Source organism: Streptomyces sp. GESEQ-35 (genome assembly GCF_017948485.1).
Taxonomy (GTDB): Bacteria; Actinomycetota; Actinomycetes; order Streptomycetales; family Streptomycetaceae; genus Streptomyces.
Genome location: NZ_JAFFSX010000032.1, coordinates 92,015 through 110,083, shown reverse-complemented (window position 1 = coordinate 110,083; position 18,069 = coordinate 92,015). Strand labels below are relative to the sequence as shown.

17 protein-coding genes are annotated in these 18,069 nt (G+C 71.5%); 8 read left to right on the top strand and 9 right to left on the bottom strand.

Annotation, left to right across the window (positions count from 1 at the left end; genetic code table 11):
- The first annotated feature begins 70 nt into the window (after positions 1-70).
- Entirely contained in the window at positions 71-1,222 is a 1,152-nt protein-coding gene (locus KCH87_RS41615; protein ID WP_210593122.1) for an acyl-CoA dehydrogenase family protein, read from the top strand.
- A gap of 112 nt (positions 1,223-1,334) precedes the next feature.
- Here the strand turns inward: KCH87_RS41615 and KCH87_RS41610 are convergent, their stop codons facing one another.
- The 5 genes from KCH87_RS41610 to KCH87_RS41590 all read right to left on the bottom strand — a co-directional run bounded on the left by KCH87_RS41610 (position 1,335) and on the right by KCH87_RS41590 (position 7,205).
- Complete coding sequence (locus KCH87_RS41610) at positions 1,335-1,856, bottom strand: PaaI family thioesterase (protein WP_247197572.1); 522 nt, start codon at positions 1,854-1,856, stop codon at positions 1,335-1,337.
- A gap of 54 nt (positions 1,857-1,910) precedes the next feature.
- Positions 1,911-2,885 (bottom strand): LLM class flavin-dependent oxidoreductase, encoded by a 975-nt coding sequence (locus KCH87_RS41605; protein WP_210593121.1) that lies wholly within the window; start codon positions 2,883-2,885, stop codon positions 1,911-1,913.
- On the bottom strand, positions 2,882-5,281 hold the full coding sequence (locus KCH87_RS41600; RefSeq protein ID WP_210593120.1) for a GNAT family N-acetyltransferase: 2,400 nt from the start codon (positions 5,279-5,281) through the stop codon (positions 2,882-2,884). Before KCH87_RS41600 ends, KCH87_RS41605 begins: the two co-directional genes overlap by 4 nt.
- Before the next feature lie 141 nt (positions 5,282-5,422).
- Positions 5,423-6,379, bottom strand: coding sequence for an electron transfer flavoprotein subunit alpha/FixB family protein (locus KCH87_RS41595; RefSeq protein WP_210593119.1), 957 nt, complete (start codon positions 6,377-6,379; stop codon positions 5,423-5,425).
- 43 nt (positions 6,380-6,422) lie between these two features.
- Positions 6,423-7,205, bottom strand: coding sequence for an electron transfer flavoprotein subunit beta/FixA family protein (locus KCH87_RS41590; RefSeq protein ID WP_210593118.1), 783 nt, complete (start codon positions 7,203-7,205; stop codon positions 6,423-6,425).
- 147 nt (positions 7,206-7,352) lie between these two features.
- Between KCH87_RS41590 and KCH87_RS41585 the strand changes: the two genes are divergently transcribed.
- From KCH87_RS41585 to KCH87_RS41555, 7 genes are read left to right on the top strand one after another with little or no spacing between them, the layout of a single operon-like run.
- Positions 7,353-8,660 (top strand): phenylacetate--CoA ligase family protein, encoded by a 1,308-nt coding sequence (locus KCH87_RS41585; protein ID WP_210593117.1) that lies wholly within the window; start codon positions 7,353-7,355, stop codon positions 8,658-8,660.
- Positions 8,660-9,385 carry a hypothetical protein gene (locus KCH87_RS41580; protein WP_210593116.1) on the top strand — a complete coding sequence of 242 codons (726 nt, stop codon included), beginning with the start codon at positions 8,660-8,662 and terminating at the stop codon, positions 9,383-9,385. The genes KCH87_RS41585 and KCH87_RS41580 overlap by 1 nt, the downstream gene beginning before the upstream one ends.
- 4 nt (positions 9,386-9,389) lie before the next feature.
- Positions 9,390-10,298 (top strand): SDR family oxidoreductase, encoded by a 909-nt coding sequence (locus KCH87_RS41575; protein ID WP_210593115.1) that lies wholly within the window; start codon positions 9,390-9,392, stop codon positions 10,296-10,298.
- A 1-nt stretch (position 10,299) separates the two neighbouring features.
- Complete coding sequence (locus KCH87_RS41570; protein WP_210593114.1) at positions 10,300-10,725, top strand: Zn-ribbon domain-containing OB-fold protein; 426 nt, start codon at positions 10,300-10,302, stop codon at positions 10,723-10,725.
- On the top strand, positions 10,722-11,870 hold the full coding sequence (locus tag KCH87_RS41565; RefSeq protein WP_210593148.1) for a thiolase family protein: 1,149 nt from the start codon (positions 10,722-10,724) through the stop codon (positions 11,868-11,870). The genes KCH87_RS41570 and KCH87_RS41565 overlap by 4 nt, the downstream gene beginning before the upstream one ends.
- A 14-nt stretch (positions 11,871-11,884) precedes the next feature.
- Positions 11,885-13,105, top strand: a complete 1,221-nt coding sequence (locus tag KCH87_RS41560) for an acyl-CoA dehydrogenase family protein (protein ID WP_210593113.1) — start codon at positions 11,885-11,887, stop codon at positions 13,103-13,105.
- Positions 13,102-14,211 carry an acyl-CoA dehydrogenase family protein gene (locus KCH87_RS41555; protein ID WP_210593112.1) on the top strand — a complete coding sequence of 370 codons (1,110 nt, stop codon included), beginning with the start codon at positions 13,102-13,104 and terminating at the stop codon, positions 14,209-14,211. Before KCH87_RS41560 ends, KCH87_RS41555 begins: the two co-directional genes overlap by 4 nt.
- Before the next feature lie 73 nt (positions 14,212-14,284).
- Here KCH87_RS41555 and KCH87_RS41550 read toward each other — a convergent pair whose 3' ends face one another.
- Genes KCH87_RS41550 through KCH87_RS41535 form a run of 4 tightly spaced genes read right to left on the bottom strand, consistent with a single transcriptional unit; the run spans position 14,285 to position 18,059 of the window.
- Entirely contained in the window at positions 14,285-15,442 is a 1,158-nt protein-coding gene (locus KCH87_RS41550; protein WP_210593111.1) for an acyl-CoA dehydrogenase family protein, read from the bottom strand.
- A gap of 14 nt (positions 15,443-15,456) precedes the next feature.
- Positions 15,457-15,990, bottom strand: a complete 534-nt coding sequence (locus KCH87_RS41545) for a DoxX family protein (RefSeq protein ID WP_210593110.1) — start codon at positions 15,988-15,990, stop codon at positions 15,457-15,459.
- Positions 15,987-16,898 (bottom strand): SDR family NAD(P)-dependent oxidoreductase, encoded by a 912-nt coding sequence (locus tag KCH87_RS41540; protein WP_210593109.1) that lies wholly within the window; start codon positions 16,896-16,898, stop codon positions 15,987-15,989. The genes KCH87_RS41545 and KCH87_RS41540 overlap by 4 nt, the downstream gene beginning before the upstream one ends.
- 3 nt (positions 16,899-16,901) lie before the next feature.
- On the bottom strand, positions 16,902-18,059 hold the full coding sequence (locus KCH87_RS41535) for a CaiB/BaiF CoA-transferase family protein (protein ID WP_210593108.1): 1,158 nt from the start codon (positions 18,057-18,059) through the stop codon (positions 16,902-16,904).
- Between the last annotated feature and the right edge of the window lie 10 nt (positions 18,060-18,069).

The following is an 18,069-nucleotide window of genomic DNA, read 5'->3' as shown; positions in this document are numbered from 1 at the left end:
TCCAGACACCAGGGTATCCGCTAACATAGAATAAATAGTTAGATGAATACGCTGGCGCGAGGGAGTGGCCGTGGACTTCGGGCTGACCGACGAGCAGGACCTGTTGCGCGCGACGGCACGGCAGTTCGTCGCCGACGTGTGCCCGGCCGAGAAGGCCAAGCAGTGGGACGAGGAGGGTGTCGTACCGCCCGAGCTGTTCCGCGGTATGGCCGAACTCGGCTGGTTCTCGCTGCCGTTCACCGAGGAGGAGGGCGGCGACGGCGGGGGTCCGCTGGAGCTGATCCTTATCGCCGAGGAGCTCGGGCGGGCCAGCTTCGACGTCGCCATGTGCTACATCGGCGTGCTGATCCCCGGGATCACGGTGTTCCGCTGGGGCGACGAGGCCCAGCGCGACTTCATCCGCGAGCAGGTCATGACCGGGCGCCACCGCCTCGCCGTGGGCCTGAGCGAGCCGGACAGCGGCTCCGACGCCGCCGCTCTGCGCACCACCGCCGAGGACCACGGCGACCACTTCCTCGTCCGCGGCCAGAAGGCCTGGTGCACGGGCGGCGGGCTGCCCGACACCACCATCGCGACCTACGTCCGTACCGGCCCCCGCGAGCCCAAGCACGGCGGTATCAGCCTGCTGCTGGTCGACCCCGCCACGGACGGGGTCGAGGTCCGCCGGACACCGACGCTGGCCCGGCACATCCTCGGCACCAACGAGGTCTTCTTCAACGACGTCCTGGTACCGAGAGACAACCTCGTCGGTCCGCGCGACGAGGGCTGGAAGGTCATGCTCTCCAACATCGAACTGGAGAAGGTGATCATCACCGGCGGCTATCTGGGCGCCGCCCAGGCCACCCTGGACGAGATGCTGGAGTACTCCCGCACCCGGCACGCCTTCGGGCGCCCCATCGGCAACTTCCAGGCTCTCGCCCATGCCATGGCCGACCTCCAGACCGAGATTGACTCCGCCCGGCTGCTCGCCCACCGCGCCGCCTGGCTGCTCGCGCAGGGCAAGCCGTGCACACGGGAGGGCTCGATGGCCAAGCTGAAGGGCTCGGAGACATATGTGGCGGCGGCCCGGCTCGGCATGCAGGTCTGCGCGGGGCACGGCTTCTCCACGGAGAGCGTGATGAGTTTCCGCTACCGCGAGTCGATCGTGGCCACGATCTCCGGGGGGACGAGCCAGATCCAGCGGAATGGGATCGCTCGCAGCATGGGGTTGCGGTCGTACTGAGGCCGGGGCGGGGCGGTCGTATTGAGCGCCCGGCGGGGCGGCGGATCTGCGGAGCTCAGTCCGGGTGCTGCGGATCTACCCACCCCCCCGCCAGGACCACGGGCCTACGGTCCTACCGCCCCTCGGCGTCTGCGTCCTGGCCTGCCAGCCACTCCTGGTGCCGCGTGAAGTGGCTCTGGTCCCGCGTGACCCAGATTCCGGAGGCGCGGGCCAGGACGGCGTGGGTCGGCAGTAGGACCATCTCGCCCGCGATGTACCAGCGGCGGCCCTCGCGCTTGTCCACCCAGGCCCGGACCTCGAGCGGCCGAGCGATCGGCACCGGCTTCACGAAGCTGACGCTCAGTTCCGCCGTCACGCTCAACACGCGGTGCAGCAAAGGGAGATGGCCGAGACAGTCGTCCAGCACGGCCGCGGTCCAGCCGCCGTGGGCGACATCGGGCCCGCCCTCCTGATCGCGCGGGCAGGACAGCTCGAACCGCGCCGACCCGTCCTCGTCGAGCCGCTCGTGCTCCACGCCCAGCCGGCAGGAACCGGTGGCCCGGCACGCCCCGCACAGCGCCACGCCGCCCGGCGTACGCGGCGGCTCCTGGAAGTCGGCGCCCGCCCAGGGCCCGGTTGACGTCGTCGCAGACATGGCGTGACTCCTCGTGTCGAACAGTGGCGTGACTTCTCGGTCACACAGCCTCGGTCACACATCGGCAAGCAGCGGCCGCAGCTTCCCGGCGATGAGCTGGACCTGCCGGGCGACCATCTCCTCGGGCATCCCGGCCAGGGAGGCCCACAGGAAGACTCCCTCGACGGGCAGCCCGGTGACGTACTCCCGGACGGCCGCGGCGGTGTCCTCAGGCGTGCCGTAGAGGAACTGGCCGACGCCGGTCGCGCTCAGCCCCCGCTCCCGCCACTTCTCGGGGTCGATGGGGCGGGGGACGGGCTGGTCGGTGCCCTCGACCATGTAGCGGCGGTAGCTGTCCCACTGGTACGTCAGGTGCTTGCGGACCACCGGCCAGTCGGCGTCGGGATCCTCGGTGACGAACGTCGTGAACGAGCCCTGCATCCGCGCGGTCGAGAGGTCGTACCCGCTCTCCGCGAGCCCGTCGCGGTAGGGCGCCAGCAGGGCGGGGTTGAGGGACAGCAGCCCGGTGCCGAGCCGGCCGGCGCGGCGGGCGCCCTGCGGGCCCTGGTAGCCGAGCCAGATCGGCAGCGGATCCTGGACCGGGCCCGGAGTGACCAGGGACTCGGCCCACAGACCGCGGATCTCGCGGACCCGCTGATCGGTGGTGGAGTAACGCCTGCCCAGGTCGGCGCCGTACAGCCGGTACTCGGGCACGCGGTAACCGGTGCCGAGCCCGAGGTCGAGCCGCCCGTCGCTCAGGATGTCGACGAGGGCGGCCTGTTCGGCGATCTCGGGCGCCGCGTGCAGGGGCGCCGGGATGACGGCCGTACCCAGCCGTACCCGGCGGGTGCGTGCGGCCGCCGCGGCGGCCATGGTGAGCGGCTGCGGAAGGTACCCGTCCTCGAAGCCATGGTGTTCGGAGAACCACACCGAGTCCAGGCCCAGCCGGTCCGCCTCCTCGCACATCTCCAGTGCGAAGCCGTACACCCGCGACCAACTCTGCCGCCACGGCGGCGGATTGCGCAGGTCGAAATAGATGCCCACCTTCATGACGGGCTCCCTCCGGGTGAGTTGTGCGCCAGTCGGACCGTCACGTGTGCGACGGCGACCCCGTCCCCGGGCGGCAGCAGCCGTACCGGGCGTAGTTCCAAGGTCTCGATCTCGGGGAGGTCCTCGACCATCGCCGAGATCCGCAGGACGGTCTCCTCCAGCGCCGCCAGGTCCACGCCCGCCAGCAGCGGTGCCGCCCGCAGGGACCGGACCATCTCGCGGGCGTCCCGGTCGCTGAGCGGGGTGATGCGGTGGGCGACGTCCGCCATGAGGTCGGCGTAGTCACCGGTCAGGCCGAACGAGACCACCGGCCCGAAGACCGGATCGGCGCTGACGGACAGGAACGCGTCCGGGCCCCGGTTCTCGACATCCGCGACCGCGATCCCGTACGAGTCGAGCAGTTCGGCCGCGATGCGGGCGGGCACCGCACCCGTGCCGCACCCGCCGACCAGTGACCGCGCGCGGTCCGCGTCGACTCCCGTCAGGTCCGGTACGACACCCGCAGGCGTGCTGCGCCACGCCTGATACGCCGCCGCGTGCCCGAGGGACGCCGCCGCCGATTCGGGGAACGTATATGTCGGTACGACGAGTTCGCCCCGGCGCAGCAGGTCGGCGACGCCCGCGTCACCCAGGAAGCTGGCCACGACCGGCTTGTCCGGCACGGCCACGGCCGCGTCGAGGATCGCCGAGGCCACCTCGTCGGCCTTGTCGGCGAGCGGGGGCATGAACAGGACGATGGCGGCGTCGACTTCGTCGTCGGCGAGGACGGCGGCCAGGGCCTGCCGGTAGTGGTCGGCGGTGGCCATCGGGGTGAGGTCGATCGGGTTGGCGACATCGGCCCGGGGCGCCAGCGTCGAACGGAGCGCCTGCCGGGTGGGCTCTCCGAGCGCGGGCACCCGCAGGTCGCTCGCCGCGCACGCTCCGACGGTCAGCGCGGCGGGGCCGCCCGCGTTGGTGATGACGGCGACGCGGTTGCCGGGCGGCGGAGGCTGGTGGGCGAGGAGCAACGCCACATCGAACAGCTCTTGGAGACTGCGGGTGCGGATCACTCCGGACTGGGCGAACAGGGAACTCACCGCCGCGTCCTCGTGACCGGGATGCACCGCGACGATCGGCTTGCGCGGCGCGACCCGGCGGGCGATGCGGGCGAACCGGCGCGGATTGCCGAAGTGCTCGACGTGCAGCAGGATCACCGACGTCTCCGGATCCTCGTCCCACCACTGGAGCAGGTCGTTGGTCGACACGTCCACCGCGTGACCGACCGACACGAAACCCGAGAAGCCCAGCCGCAGCCGCCGGGCGAGATCGAGCACCGCCAGGCCCAGTGGTCCGGACTGGCTGGACATCGCGACCCGGCCGGGAGCGGGCAGCGCGGGCGAGAAGGTGGCCGCGAGCCGGGCCGCGGACGTCGTGTTGACCACGCCCATGCAGTTCGGGCCCACCAGCCGCATGCCGGAGGCCCGCGCGAACCGGGCCAGCTCCAGCTCGGTCGCCCGTCCGGCCGCCCCGGTCTCCCCGAAGCCCGTGGACACGACGACGACAGCCTTCACCCCGGCGTCCGCGCACTCCCGTACGACATCGGGAACCGCCTCCGCCCGCACGGCGACGAGCGCCAGGTCGGGCGCCTCGGGCAGGTCCCGCACCCGCGCGTACGCCCGCGCCCCCGCGATCTGCCCGGCGTGCGGATTCACCGGGAACACGTTCCCCGGGAAGCCGCCGCGCAGCAGGTTGGCCACGATCTCATGACCGATGGTCAGCGGACTGCGGTTGGCGCCGATCACCGCGACCGACCGGGGTTCCAGCAGCGGCCGCAGGGAGCGCCGTACGGCCGTGTGCTCGCGTCGCTCGGCCCGGGCCACGGCGTGGGCCTGCGGGTCGATGGCGATGTCGAAGTGGAGGATCTGGCCGGGCGGCCCGGTCTCGACCCGGTAGCCGGAGCCCAGGAACACGTTGATCATCCGGGTGTTGTCCGCGAGGACGTCGGCCTCCAGCACCCGGATGCCCCGGGCCCAGGCGGCGGCCGCGATGTGCTCCAGCAGCAGCCTGCCGAACCCCTCGCTCTGGTGGTCGTCCCGGATGGTGAACGTGACCTCGGCGTGGTCGGGTTCCCCGGGGTCGCGGACGTAGCGGACGAGGCCCGCGATCTCGTCGCCGGCCAGGGCGATGAGCGCCAGCTCGTCGAGGTAGTCGACGTGCGCGCCGCGCCGGATGACGTCGTCGCGCACCCGGACCACCGGGCCGAGCGAGCGATAGGCCAGCGTCGCCCGCGACAGCCCGCCCACGAAGGCCACCAGGCGGTCGGCGTCCTCCGGCCGGACGGGCCGGACGAAGGTCGAGCGCCCGGTCCGCACCAGCCCGGGCCGCTCCAGGTCCTCCGGATACGAGGCAGTGGTCACGGGCGTCGGCCGCGCCGGCCGTAGGGTTCCCGGACCCGTGCGTCCCCGGAGTCGGCCGGGATCTCCGTCATGACGCTCCTTCGGGTCAATGGACTGAATCAGTTAGCTACTTTAGATGTATGGGCCCGTTGCGGGGAAGTCTCAGACCCTGCGCCTGTCGATCTCGTCCACCAGCTGTGGCAGTACCTGGAACAGATCGCCCACGACGCCGTAGTCGGCCAGCTCGAAGATCGGCGCGTCCTCGTCCTTGTTCACGGCGACGATCGTCTTCGACGTCTGCATGCCGGCCCGGTGCTGGATCGCGCCGGAGATCCCGGCGGCGAGGTAGAGCTGCGGGGAGACCTGGGTGCCGGTCTGGCCCACCTGGTGGCTGTGCGGGTACCAGCCGGCGTCCACCGCGGCCCGCGAGGCGCCGACGGCCGCGCCGAGGGCGTCGGCGACCCGCTCGACCACGGAGAAGTCGCCGTTCACGCCCCGCCCACCGGAGACCACGATGTCGGCCTCGGTCAGCTCGGGCCGGTCGCTGCGCGTACGGGGCGTGCGGTCCACGACCTTGGCGGCGGCGGACACCGGACCGAAGGTGACGTCCACCTTCTCCACCGCCGGGGTGGCAGGGGCGGGCTCGGGGGCGGTGGCGTTCGGCTTGACCGTGATGACCGGGACGCCCTGGGTGACATGCGCGGTGACCTGGTACGTCGCCGCGAACACGGACTGCTCGGTGACCGGCCCGCCGTCGCGCGCGGTGACGTCCACGGCATCGGTGATCAGCCCGGACCCCAGCCGGAGCGCGACGCGTGCGGCGGTCTCCTTGCCGTCCAGGCTCGACGGCAGCAGGATCGCGGCCGGTTCGGCGCTCGCCGCGATCTGCGTGAGGGCGTCGACGGCCGGGGTGACGAGATACTCGTCGACCGACGGGGCGTCCACGACGTAGACCTTCTGTGCGCCGTACCGTCCGAGGGTCTCGATGGTGGTGTCCCCGCCCGCCCCGAGGAAGACGGCCGACGGTTCCCCCAACCGGCGTGCCAGCGTGAGCAGTTCGAGGGTCGGCTTGCGCGGGTTTCCGTCGACGTGGTCGACGAGTACGAGGATCTCAGCCACAGTGATGCACTCCTGGCTCGACGATGTCCGATGAACTTCGGTGTCAGATGAACTTCTTGGCAGTGAGGAACACGGCGAGTCCGGAGCCGCCCGCCCCCTCGTCGGCGACGATCTCCCCCTGGGTGCGCGGCGGCCGCTTGACCGCACGGTCCACGGCGGAGCGGGCCGCGCTCCGGCCGACCTGCTCCGGCTCGATGCCGAGACCGGACAGGTCGAGGCTCTCCAGCGGCTTCTTCTTGGCCGCCATGATCCCCTTGAAGGAGGGGTAGCGGGCGTCGCCGCAGCGGTCGGTCACCGACACCACGGCGGGCAGCGCGCTGTGCACCCGCACGGAGGCGGTCTCGCCCTCCCGGCGCCCGGAGACCGAGCCCTCCGCGACCGTGACCTCGTCGAGGTGGGTGACGGCCGGGACGCCGAGGCGCTCGGCCAGCATCGCCGGCAGGACGCCCATGCCGCCGTCGGTCGAGGCCATCCCGCAGACGACCAGGTCGAAGCCGTGCCGCTCGATCGCCTTGGCGAGGACCAGCGAGGTGCCGAAGGCGTCACTGCCCCGGATGTCCTCGTCGTCGATGTGCAGCGCCGAGTCGCCGCCCATGGCGAGTGCCTTGCGCAGCGCGTCCTTCGCGTCGTCGGGACCCACCGTGAGGTAGGTGATTTCCGCGTCGTCCGGGCCCGACTCGCCGATCCGCAGGGCCTGTTCGACCGCGTACTCGTCGAGTTCGGACAGCAGTGAGTCGACCGAGTCGCGGTCGGTGGTTCCGTCCTCGGTGAAGGTCCGGTCCGCCGTCGCGTCGGGCACGTGCTTCACGCAGACAACGATCTTCACAGCGGCACCTCCGAGTGCTTCAATGAGTTCTAATAGTTAACTATATAAGTCGACGGCATGCGAGAGTGGAAGTAGATTCCGTCGAATTAGTTGACTGATTGCGCTGATAGCTGGAACATCTGAGCAGCCGGGACGCGAGGAGGCGCCATGGTCGGTGACAGGTACTTCGAGCCACAGGTGGAGACCATGCCCCGCGAGCAGCTGGGCGCGCTCCAGGAGGAGCGCATCCTGGAGCTCGTCGAGTACGCCTACGGCCACTCCGCCTTCTACCGCGAGCTCTGGGACGCGCATGGGGTGCACCCACGGGACATCCGCTCCCTGGACGCCTTCCGGACCCGTGTCCCCTTCATCACCAAGGACATGATCCGCGCCCACCGGGCCCGCACCGGCGACCCCTTCGGCGGTCTGCTGTGCGTACGGCCCGACGAGCTGACCTCGGTGTCCTCCAGCTCGGGCACCACCGGAGACCCGGAGTTCTTCGCCGAGATCTGGGAGGGCGCGCCGCCCCTGGTGACCGCGCAGGTGCGGGACCTGTGGGAGCTGGGCCTCAGGCCCGGCGACCGGGTGCTGAGCCCGCCCGGCACCTTCCGCAACCTCATGGACCCCGGCTACCAGGCGCTCGGCGCGGTGGTGATCGAGGTCGACACCTGGATGGGCCGGATGGCCGACGTCGTCGAGGCGCTGCGCGAGTACCGCCCGGCCTACCTCCAGATGATGTATCCACAGATGGTCGAGTTGGAGCATCTGGCCGAGAAGACCGACCTCAAGGAGGCGTTCTCCTCCCTCAAGGGTGCCTCGTGCGCCGGCCAGCCGCTCAGCCGGAAGATGCGCGAGCGGATCGTCAGCGACTGGGGCATCGACGTCTACGAGTACACCAGCGCCGCCGACACCGGCACCGCCTGGGAGTGCCGTGAGCACGACGGCTTCCACCTCTGGGAGGACACGGTCTTCGCCGAGTGCGTCGACGTGAAGGGCAACGAGTGGGACGACGTCACGGAGGGCGACCTCGGTGAACTCGTCGCCACCGACCTCGACAACCGGGCCGCCCCGCTGATCCGTTACCGCAGCGAGGACCTGGTCCGGCTGTCCCGGGACCGCTGCGGCTGCGGCCGCACCCACGCCCGGATGTGGGTGGCCGGGCGGCGCGGCGACGAGACCCTCGTACGCGGGCGCTCGGTGGTCCTGCGCGACATCTGGCAGGCCGTCGAGGACCAGCCGGAGACGGGCGCGGGGGTGTTCCAGATCGTCCGGGCGCGCCGTGAGGTCGACGAGCTGCGGCTGCGCGTCGGATACGACCCCGGGCGCACCGCCGATGTCGACGCCCTGGAGGGGCGGTTGAGCGAAGCCGTGCGCGAGCGGACCGGGGTGAAGCCGGTGCTCGACCTGCGGACCGAGGAGGAGCTGTTGCGGACCATGCCGAGCGTCGCCAAGTTCCCCCGGGTGGTGAAGAGCTGATGGCACGCGCCGACACCCTCGCCCGGGCCAGGGACCTGGACCGTCCCGAACTCGCCTACCTCGTACGCTTCCCGGCGGCCGCAGGCATGGTCGACGCCGAGCTGACCTGGGCCGAGATCACCCGCGACACCGCCTGGGTCACCGACCGGCTGCGCGGCCACGGCCTCACCGCCGGACAGCGGGCCCTGCTGACCTCCTCCGGCTTCGAGGGCTTCTGGTGCCACTCGGTCATCGGCGCGCTGCGCGAGCTCAAGGTGACGTACGGCATCGCGGAGGCGATGGGCTGGGATCACCGCCGTACGTCCGTGTTCCACCGTGAGCTCGACCCGCACGCGGTGATCGGTCTGACCGCCGAGACCCTGGAAGGCCTCAGCGGCACGGCCGACCTCGGCGAGATGTTCCGTACGACACCCGTGGTGCTCGCCCGGCCCGCCGCGGTGCCGGTACTGCGCGCGGCCGGTGTCAGTGCCTTTCTGCTCGCGCCCGTGGGACCGGCCCTTGCGCTGGAGTGCCCGGAGCGGTCGGGTGCGCACGTCAACGCGGCCGAGTGGCGGGTGGGCGCGCGGGACGGGGAGCTGTTCTTGGCCGCGGGGGAGGGGCGCGCCTCCAGGCTGCCCGAGACCCCGCTGGGCCTGCCGGGGCGGATGGAGACCGGCCGCTGCGGATGCGGAAGCGACGATCCGCGCGTGTCATTCGCCGACTCGCCGTCATCACCTAGGAGTTGAAGAGATGTCTGAAGGAGTGGCCGCCGGCCGGGTCGTGGTCGTCACCGGTGCGGGCAACGGGATCGGGCGGGCGCATGCGCTGGCCTTCGCCGCCGAGGGCGCGAAGGTCGTGGTCAACGACCTCGGCGGTGCCCGCGACGGAGGGGGCGCCTCGGCCGGGCCCGCCCAGGCGGTGGTGGACGAGATCATCGCGGCCGGCGGGGAGGCCGTGCCCAGCACCGACGACATCGCGTCGTGGGACGGCGCCGAGCGCCTGGTCCGCCAGGCCGTGGACACCTACGGCGGGCTGGACGTGCTGGTCAACAACGCCGGAATCCTGCGCGACCGGACGATCGTGTCGATGACCGAACAGGACTGGGACAGCGTCGTCGCCGTCCATCTCAAGGGCACAGCCGCCACCCTGCACCACGCGGCCGCCCACTGGCGCGCACGCACCAAGGCGGGCCACGCCAACGACGCCCGGGTCATCAACACGACCTCGCCCTCGGGTGTCTTCGGCAATCCCGGCCAGTCCAACTACGGCTCCGCGAAGGCCGGAATCGCCGCCCTCACGATCATGGCCGCGGCCGAACTCGCCCGCTACGGAGTGACGGTGAACGCCATCGCGCCGACCGCGCTCACCCGGCTCACCGAGGACATCGAGGTGATGAAGCAGGCCGCCGAGAGCCAGGACCTGAGCCCGGAGGCCATCTCGCCGCTGGTGGTGTGGCTGGGCTCGGCCGCCTCGCGCGAGGTCACCGGCCGCGTCTTCGGAGCCGTCGGCAACCGGATCACCGTACTCGAGGGCTGGGTCAACGGACCCGGAGCGAGCGCCGAGTCCCGCTGGACACCGGAGGAACTGACCTCCGTCGTCCCGAACCTGGTGGCCAAGGCGGCCCCGAACGCCGACGCGCTCGGCAACCGGAGGGGCTGACATGACGACACGGAAACCGGTCGCCGAGGGCCTGTTCACCACCGACGCCGAGCCTCGTCTCATCGGCTCCGAGTGCACGGCCTGCGGCGAAGTGGCCTTCCCCGCCGCCGAGTTGTGCCTGCGGTGCGGCGGTGACGTCTCCAAGGAGCGGCTGCTGTCGGACCGCGGCACGCTGTGGACGTTCACCACGCAGAACTTCCGCCCGCCGTCCCCGCCGTACGACGGGCCGGACTCCTTCGAGCCGTACTCCGTCGGCTATGTCGAACTCCCCGGCGAGCTGCTGGTCGAGGCCCGCCTCACCGAACCCGACCCGGCGAAGCTCGCGATCGGCCAGGAGATGCGGCTGACGCTGGTGCCCTACCGGGTCGAGGACGACGGCACCGACGTCATGACGTTCGCGTTCGCCCCGGTCGAGGAGGAGGTCTGATGGAAGCCGTCATCATCGGCGTGGGGCTGCACCCCTTCGGCCGGTTCCCGGGCAAGCCGGCGATGGACATGGGCACGGATGCCGTCCGGATGGCCCTCGCCGACGCGGGCGTGAGCTGGCCGCAGATCCAGGGCGGCTACATCGGCAGCTACGAGGTCGCCAATCCGGACGCGATCGTCGGTCGCCTGGGCCTCACCGGCGTACCGCTGCGCGGTGTCTTCAACGGCTGTGCCACGGCCGGTACGGCAGTCGCCCTGGCTGCCCGCGCCATCGAGACCGGCGAGCACGACCTCACCATCGCCATCGGCATGGACAAGCATCCGCGGGGCGCCTTCGCCGCCGACCCGTCCGTGGCGGGCATCCCCTCCTGGTACGGGCAGACGGGACTCTTCCTCACCACGCACTTCTTCGGCATGAAGATCAACCGCTATATGCACGACCACGGCATCTCCCACGAGACGCTCGCGCGCGTGGCGGCGAAGAACTTCGGCAACGCGGCGGGCAACGACAAGGCCTGGCGCCGTACGCCCCTGTCGGCGGAGGAGATCCTGGCCTCACCCGTCCTCAACCACCCCCTCCGCCAGTACATGTACTGCGGCCCGGACGAGGGCGCGGCAGCGGTCGTGCTGTGCCGCGCCGACCAGGCCCACAAGTACACCTCGACTCGCATCCGGGTCCGCGCCACCGCCCTGCGCAGCCGCCGCCTCGGTGCCTTCGAGGTGCAGAGCCCGTCCTTCCCGGTCGGGGAGACGGCGGCCAGCCCCACCGTGGACGCGTCGCAGGCGGCGTACGAGAGCGCGGGCATCGGTCCCGAGGACGTCGACGTCGCCCAACTCCAGGACACGGACGCCGGGTCGGAGGTCATCCACATGGCCGAGAACGGGCTCTGCAAGGACGGCGAACAGGAACGCCTCGTCGCCGAAGGCGCCACCGAGATCGACGGCCGGCTCCCCGTCAACACCGACGGCGGCCTGCTCGGCAACGGCGAGCCCATCGGCGCGTCCGGACTGCGCCAGATCCACGAGATCGTGCTCCAGCTGCGCGGCACGGCCGGGGCCCGGCAGATCCCCGGCACACCACGCGTCGGCTACACACATCTGTACGGCGCCCCCGGCGTGTCGGCGGTCACCATCCTGAGTACGTGAGGGCCTGAGCGCACATGGACGACGACATGCAGGACTTCACCGCCGAGGTACGTTGCTTCCTCGACGCCCACGCGACGAAGGCCCCCGACCGCACCGCCTTCACCTGGGGCGAGGGCGACGACTCGATGGCGTACTTCAGCAGCCTCCCGCCCGAGGAGGATCTCCGGCACGTCCAGCGGGCCCGCGCATGGCAGCGCATCCGCCACGAGAACGGCTTCGGCTGGATCACCGGCCCCGAGGAGTACGGCGGCCGCGGCCTGACCCCGGTCCACGACGTCGTCTACGACACCATCGAGGCCGAGTACGACGTCCCCGACACCGGCACACTCAGCGTGGTCGGCCTGGGCATGATCGGCCCGACGATCCTCGCGCACGCCCAACCACACCTCAAGGACCGCTGGCTGCCCGCGATGTACCGCGGGGACGCCATCGCCTGCCAGCTGTTCAGCGAGCCCGGCGCCGGGTCCGACCTGGCGAGCGTGACCACCCGCGCCGTACGGGACGGCGAGGACTGGGTGCTCGACGGGCAGAAGGTGTGGACGTCGGTCGCCCAGCACAGCCAGCTCGGCCTCGCCCTGACCCGTACGAACCCGGACGCGCCGAAGCACCGAGGCATCACGGCCTTCCTGGTGCCCATGGACGCCCCTGGCGTCGAAGTGCGCCCCCTGCGGCAGATGACCGGCGGCGCCGACTTCAACGAGGTGTTCCTCACCGGCGTACGCATCCCCGACGACCACCGCCTCGGCGAGATCGACGCCGGCTGGACGGTCGCCCTGACCACGCTGATGAACGAGCGCGCGACGGTCGGCGGCGAGGGCGCCGGACCCGTGGCCGCCGCTCTCTCCCCGGACCACCTGGCCGCCCTGATGCGCGCCACCTGGACCTGGGAGGACCGGGCCCTGCGCGCCCGCCTCGCCGAACTCCTCGTGGACGTCATGGCCACCGGCTACCTCAACGCCCGCGCCACCCGCGCCCTGCGCTCGGGAGTCACGCCCGGCCCCGAGAGGTCCGTCTCCAAGCTGATGTACGGTCAGAACCTCACCCGGGCCGCCCACTTCGCGTCCGACGTCCTGGGCCCGCGGAGCGTCGCCGACACCGGCGAGTGGGGCACGTACGCCTGGTCCGAACTCCTCCTCGCCACCCCGGCGTTGCGCATCCTCGGCGGCACCGAGGAGATCATGAAGAACATCCTCGCGGAACGCGTTCTCGGCCTGCCCAAGGAGGTGCGGTCGTGACCGCCGACGACAGCGACCTGCGTGAACTGCGGGCGGCCGTACGGGAGTTCCTGGAAGCCAAGTCGTCCGAGGAAGCCGTCCGCAAGCTCATGGAGAGCGAGCAGCGCTTCGATCCGGTGGTGTGGGCGCAGGCTTCCGACCAGCTGAGGCTGCCCGCGCTGACCGTCCCCGAGGAGTACGGCGGTGACGGCTTCGGGATGGTCGAACTCGGCGTGGTCCTGGAGGAGATGGGCCGCGCCCTGCTCTGCGCCCCCTTCTTCGCCACGGTCGTCCTCGCGGTCCCGGCCCTGCTCGCCTCCGGCGACGACGAGGCCTGCGCCCGTCATCTGCCCGGTATCGCCGCCGGACGGACCACGGCCACGCTCGCGGTCGCCGAGGACACCGGATCCTGGGACCCCGCCCTGATCACCGCACGAGCCGTGGGGGACGGCCGGTGGCGCCTGACCGGCGCCAAGAGCTTCGTCATCGACGGTACGACGGCCGATCTGATGCTCGTCGTCGCCCGTACCGTCGCGGGTCCTTCCCTGTTCGCGGTCGACCGGACGGCCACGGGTCTGACCGCCGAGCCGATGGAGACGCTGGACGCCACCCGGGCGATGGCCAGGCTGACCTTCGACGCCGTACCCGCGACGCTCGTCGGCGCCGAGGGCGCGGGCGAGCGGATCGTGCGCCAGGTCCTGGACATCGCCGCCGTCGGACTCGCCGCCGAACAGGCGGGCGGGGCGCGCCGCTGTCTGGAGGAGAGCGCCGCATACGCCCGCACCCGGCACCAGTTCGGCCGGCCCATCGGCTCCTTCCAGGCCGTCAAGCACAAGTGCGCCGACATGCTGGTCCAGGTGGAGCTGGCCGAGGCCGCGAGCCGGGAGGCCGCGCTGCTCGCCGCCGAGGACTCGGACGAGTTCCCGGTCGCCGCCGCGGTGGCCCACGCCTGCTGCTCACGGGCGTACATGTTCACGGCGATGGAGAACATTCAGGTCCACGGCGGCATCGGCTTCACCTGGGAGCACCCGGCCCACCTGTACTTCCGGCGGGCCAAGTCCTCCCAGCTGCTGTTCGGCGGCCCTGCCGTCTATCACGAGCGACTGCTGGACCGGCTGGGCATCTGAGGCGCGCGTCAGCCCGCCGGCGCCGGAGAGGTGGCAGGGGTACCGGCCGTTCGAGCGCCCGATCCCGCTGGCCTCAGCCGCGAGCCGCCTCCCCGAGCAGCGCCTTGGCGATGATGACCTGCTGGATCTGACTGGTGCCCTCGTAGATGCGGAACAGCCGGGCGTCGCGGTAGAAGCGCTCCACGGCGACTCCGCGCATATAGCCCGCGCCCCCGTGGATCTGCACCGCCCGGTCCGCGACCCGCCACACCATCTCGCTGGCGAAGTACTTCGTGCAGGACGGGCCGATCTTGGTGTCCGTCCCGGCGTCGAAGCCGCGGGCCGCCTCCAGGACCGTGGCGCGCCCGGCGTAGTAGTCGGTCATCGAGTCGGCGATCAGGCCCTGGATGAGCTGGAAGGACCCGATGAGTTTCCCGGACTGTCTGCGGGTGCTCGCATACGCGACCGACTCGTCGACCAGGCGCTCGGCCATCCCCACCATCAGGGCCGAGATGTGCACCCGGCCGTGTGCGATACAGCCCATCGCCGTGGCGAAGCCCTTGTTGAGGCCGGCCTCGCCGCCGACCAGGGCTTCGGCCGGTACGCGTACGGCGTCGAAGTACACGTCCGCAGTCCAGGCCCCGAACTGGCCCATCTTCTGGTCCTTGGGCGCCACGGTGAGACCGGGCGTACCGGCCGGGACCAGGAAGGTGGAGATGCCTCGGGTGCGCGGAGCCTCGTCGTCGGTCCGCGCGAAGACCATGAAGACGTCGGCGAGCGGGGCGTTGGTGATGTACCGCTTGGCGCCGTTGATCACCCACTTGTCGCCGTCCAGGCGGGCCTTCGTCGTGAGCGTCGACGGGTCGGAGCCCGCGTCCGGTTCGGTGAGCGCGAAGGATGCCAGTACGTCTCCGGAGGCGATCCTCGGCAGCCAGTGCGCCTTCTGCGCGTCGGTCCCGCCGACCATGAGGACATGCCCGGCGATGCCGTTGTTGGTGCCGAACATCGAGCGCAGGGACGGGGTCGTGTAGCCCAACTCGAACATCAGCCGGGCCTCTTCGTACATCGACAGCCCCAGCCCGCCGTACTCCTCGGGCAGCGCGAAGCCGAACAGGCCCATCTTCTTGGCCGCCTCGCGGATCTCCGCGGGCATCTCGTCCTTCTCGTCGATCTCCGCCTCCAGCGGCACGACGCGCTCGCGGACGAAACGCCGGACCTCGGACAGCACCGCGGTGAAGTCATCCGCGTCCATGTCGCCTCCCTGGCTCACTGTTCTGTCTCGTCGGGAACGTAGGGATCGTCAGGGACATCGGGAACCGGCCGATAGCACACGGCGAGAAGCGCCGCCGCGCTCGCCACCCCGACCCCGGCGGCCAGCACCGCGGGCCCCGCTCCCGCGCGCCGGCGCCCCAGCAGCCCGTCCAGCGAGTACCGGCCGTTGCCGAGCGAGGCCAGCGCGACCGCCGCGCCGCCCACGACACCGACGTACTCCCAGCCGCCCTTGAAGACGAAGAAGCCCTTGCCGCGGTGGTCTGTCCGGGCGGCCACCGTCATCAAGCCCACCGCCGCCGCGGCGGGCAGCGGATTGGCCGCGCCCAGGGTGATGGCCGCGCCCGCCGCCATCTCGGTGCCCGCAGCCATCCGGGCATGCACCTCGGCCGGCCTGAGCCCGAGCGCCTCGAACCAGCCCGTCGTCCCCTTCAGCCCGCCCGGCCCGGCGACCTTGTTCCAGCCGTGCGCGAACAGCATCGGGCCGAGCGTGGCACGGAGGACCAGCGCGGCGGCGTCCTGGCCCTTCACCGGCCGACCCCCGTGGCACGTCCGGCGGGGGCGGCGCCGTACAACTGCGGTACGGCTTCGAGGAGTTCCTCGGGCGTGAGGGCCTGGCCGGACGTGCTGGGGTGTACTCCTGTCACGGTCCAGCCCTGGAGTCGGTTGAGCCGGTTGCCCTCGATGCGCAGCACCTGCCCGGTGAGCCAGGACGCGGCGTCGGAGGCCAGGTACACGACCACACCCGAGGCGTTGGCCGGGTCTCCGGGGTCGAAGCCGTCGACGGTCGATTCCGCCTGGCCGACCGCCAGGCCCTCGGTCATCCGGGTGGTCGCGATCGGCGAGATGGCGTTGGCGGTGACGCCGTAGCGGCGCATCTCCAGTGCGGTGACGACCGTGAGACCGGCGATCCCGGCCTTGGCGGCGGCGTAGTTGGACTGGCCCTGGTTGCCGAACAGCCCCGTCCCGGAGGTCGTGTTGATGACCCGGCCGGCGACCCGCTCCCCCCGCTTCGACGCCTCACGCCAGTACGCGCACGCGTGCCGGGTCAGGGCGAACGTGCCCTTCAGATGGACGGCGATCACCGCGTCGAACTCGGCCTCGCTCATCGAGAACAGCATGCGGTCGCGCACGATCCCCGCGTTGTTCACGACGATGTCGAGCCGTCCGAACTCCGCGACCGTGTCCGCCACCATCGCCTCTGTGGCCGCCCAGTCCGTGACCGAGGCGTGGTTGGCGACGGCCCGTCCGCCGAGCTTGGTGATCTCGGCAACGACGTCGTCGGCAGGGGAGTCGCCGGTCTGTTCGCCGTGCACGCCCGAGCCGAGGTCGTTCACCACCACGGTGGCGCCCGCCTCGGCGAGGGCCAGACAGTGCGCCCGGCCCAGCCCCCTTCCACCGCCGGTCACCATCGCGACCTTGTCGTCCAGGATGCCCACGACCTACCTCCCCAGCTCGTTGAGTACTTCGTCGGTGTGCTCGCCGAGCGTCGGCGCACCCGTGCGCGGCTTGTCGTCAACGCCCCAGAAACCGACGGGCGTTGCCACGGTGCGCAGCACAGGCGCCTCACCCATGCCCGGCTGCTCGACGAACGCGCCGACCGCCTCCGCCTGCGGATCTGCCGCCACCTCCGCCAGCGTCTGCACGGGCGCCCACCACACGCCCTCCGCGTCGAACCGCTCCGCCCACTCGGCCAGCGGCCGCTTCGCGAACTCCTCGTCGAACACGGCGATCAGCTCGCGTACGTGCCCCCGCCGGGCCCTGCCCGTCGCGAACCGTTCGTCGTCCGCCAGGTCCGCACGGCCCAGCGCCTTCAGCACGCCGGGCCAGTGCCGGTTGCCCTCCAGGCCGACCAGCCAGAACCAGCGGTCGTCGGCGGCCCGGTAGGAGTTGTAGAGCGGCGACTCGTGCTCGGTGCGCGGGCGGGTACGGCCGCGTTTGCCGAAGAAGTTCTGAAGGGCGAGGTCGTTTCCGTTGGCGTACGTCCCCGAGCGGAGCAGCGACACGTCGACCACGCCGCCCTCCCCGGTGCGTTCGCGACGGAGCAGCGCGGCCAGCACGCCGGCCACCAGGTTCGCCGCGGCCGTACGGTCGCCCAGGCCGGGACGGATGCCGGGCGGCGGCTCCCCGGCCGGGTTGAGCATCGCCGCGATGCCGGGACGGGCCCAGAAGGCGGAGACGTCGTAGCCCGCCCGGTCGCGTTCGGCGCCCGTCCAGCCGTACCCGGTCAACGTGCCGATGACCAGGCGGGGATGGCGTGCGCGTATCTCGTCGGGGGACAGGCCGAGCCGCTCCAGGGCGCCCGGCCGGAGGTTGGTCACGAACACGTCCGCGCACTCGAGGAGTTGCTCCAGGTGCGCCTTGCCGTCCTCCGCACGCAGATCCAGGACGATCCCGCGTTTGCCGCGGTTGTCCGTCTCGAACGGCGGTGCGCTGTCGATCTCCTGGCCGACATGGCGCAGGGTGTAGCGGTTGGGGTCGCCGGTCGGCGCCTCCACCTTGATCACATCTGCGCCCCAGTCGGCCAGCATGGTGGCCGCGGCCGGTGCCGCCACCCACATGCCCAGCTCGACGACGGCAATGCCCTCCAGTGGCCGCACGGCCCACCTC